This is a genomic window from Desulfosarcina cetonica JCM 12296 (assembly GCF_001311845.1).
GTDB lineage: Bacteria > Desulfobacterota > Desulfobacteria > Desulfobacterales > Desulfosarcinaceae > Desulfosarcina > Desulfosarcina cetonica.
In genome coordinates this window covers 1-1,618 of the sequence record NZ_BBCC01000428.1, presented here as the reverse complement: position 1 = coordinate 1,618, position 1,618 = coordinate 1, and the positions used below count along the sequence as shown (strand labels likewise).

2 protein-coding genes and 1 pseudogene are annotated in these 1,618 nt (G+C 67.0%); all 3 read right to left on the bottom strand.

Annotated features, from left to right (window positions below; translation table 11 throughout):
* The coding region (locus JCM12296_RS48720) for a molybdopterin cofactor-binding domain-containing protein (protein ID WP_157068191.1) at positions 1-269 on the bottom strand (269 nt) is incomplete at its 3' end.
* 19 nt (positions 270-288) lie between these two features.
* Entirely contained in the window at positions 289-1,413 is a 1,125-nt protein-coding gene (locus tag JCM12296_RS34635) for a molybdopterin cofactor-binding domain-containing protein (protein ID WP_054702716.1), read from the bottom strand.
* Positions 1,410-1,618: pseudogene (locus tag JCM12296_RS34630) on the bottom strand (molybdopterin dehydrogenase); the annotation flags it as partial. The pseudogene JCM12296_RS34630 and the gene JCM12296_RS34635, both read right to left, overlap by 4 nt.

Below are 1,618 nucleotides of genomic sequence, written 5' to 3'. Positions count from 1 at the left end.
CGCCGCAGCTTGGCCGTGACCCCCTGACCGAGTTCGACGGCTGCCGTGCTGACGCTGACGCTGCCATCGGTGTAGATGTGCACCAGGCGCCGGCCTGGTTGAGGCAGGTGGTGGTAAAGGCGATACCGAAGCAGACGGGCATGACGGCCAATCCCCCGTTTGATGTCGGCCGAAGCCGCATTGTGGCGCCGGATCTCGTCCAGGCGGGCCTCGACCTTAAAACGCCGCATGGCCGCGGTGAAACTGCGTCGGCCGGCGTTGCCGCGCATGCGCATGCCATAGGGGAATTCATCGCCCCGCCGCAGCAGGTTTTTCTGCTGCAGTCCAGGCGGGCACCTTGAGGGTTTCGGCCGCCGTCGCGATGGCCGCCTCGATCACGAACATGGCCTGGGGCGCACCGAATCCGCGAAAGGCCGTGAAGGGCGGCAGGTGGGTACGGCAGGAAAGGCCGGTCACCTTCACGTTGGGGATGGCATAACTGTTGGTGGCGTGAAAGAGGCTCCGTTCCAGAACGGCTGGCGACAGATCGGCGGCAGCACCCGCGTTCTGATAATAGGTCGCCTCGAAGGCCAGGAAGCGCCCCTTTGCATCCAGCCCGAGGCGGAAGTCGCTGGTATAGGGGTGGCGCTTGCCGGTCATGCCCATGTCTCCATGACGATCCAGGACCAGTTTGACCGGGCGCTTCAATCGGCAGGCGGCCAGGGCCGCTAGGACCGCCCACGGCGTGGCCTGATCCTCCTTTCCCCCGAAAGCCCCACCCACGCGCTGAACCTCCACCGTGATACGGTGCATGGGACAGTCCAGGACCCGCGCCGTCGTGCGCTGGACGGTGGACGGCGACTGGGTGCCGGCAACGATGTGCAGGTTGCCCAGCGCATCGGGAACCGCCAGGGCCGCCTGGGTCTCCAGGTAAAGATGCTCCTGGCCGCCCGAATCGACCCGCCCTTGCACGATGGTTGTGCAGCGCGGCCACGCGGCCGTCACATCCCCCAGGGTCAGGGTGCGCGGCTCACCGATAAGGTCACCATGGGCGGCGGCCACGCGTGGATCGAAGATGGCGGGCCGCTTGTCGATGACCGCAACGATTTGTGCCAGGGCCCGCCTGGCGCGCTGGGGTGTATCGGCGACGACCACCACCATGGGTTGGCCCACGTAGTGGACCTGACCCTCGGCCAGCAGCGGCTCGTCGGCGATCATCACCCCCACCTGGTTCTCACCGGCAATGTCGTCGGCCGTGAAGACGGCGGCCACCCCCGGTGCAGACCTGGCCACCGCAAGCTCGAGCCGGCGGATGACCCCATGGGCCACGGGGGAGGCGAACACCGCGGCATGAAGGGTACCCGGCGGTTCGGGCAGATCGTCCACAAAGGGCGACCGACCGCGTACATGGGCAATGGCATCGGATGGATTCATCGGAGCAAGCCTTCCAGCCGCAGGTCGGGGAAACCGGTCACAAAGTGAGCCACCACCAGCCGGCGCAGGAGCCGGCGCTTGTAATCGGCCGATCCGCGCACGTCGTCAATAGGGGCGATCTCGGCGTCGATCTTTTCGGTCAGCGCTGCCACCGTGCCGGCGGACAACGGTTTGCCGACCAGCCAGGCCGAACTGCCGGCGAGCA

Excerpts from the sequence above, each read along its gene's own strand:
- JCM12296_RS34635 (WP_054702716.1), bottom strand. The coding sequence starts at position 1,413 with ATGAATCCATCCGATGCCATTGCCCATGTACGCGGTCGGTCGCCCTTT.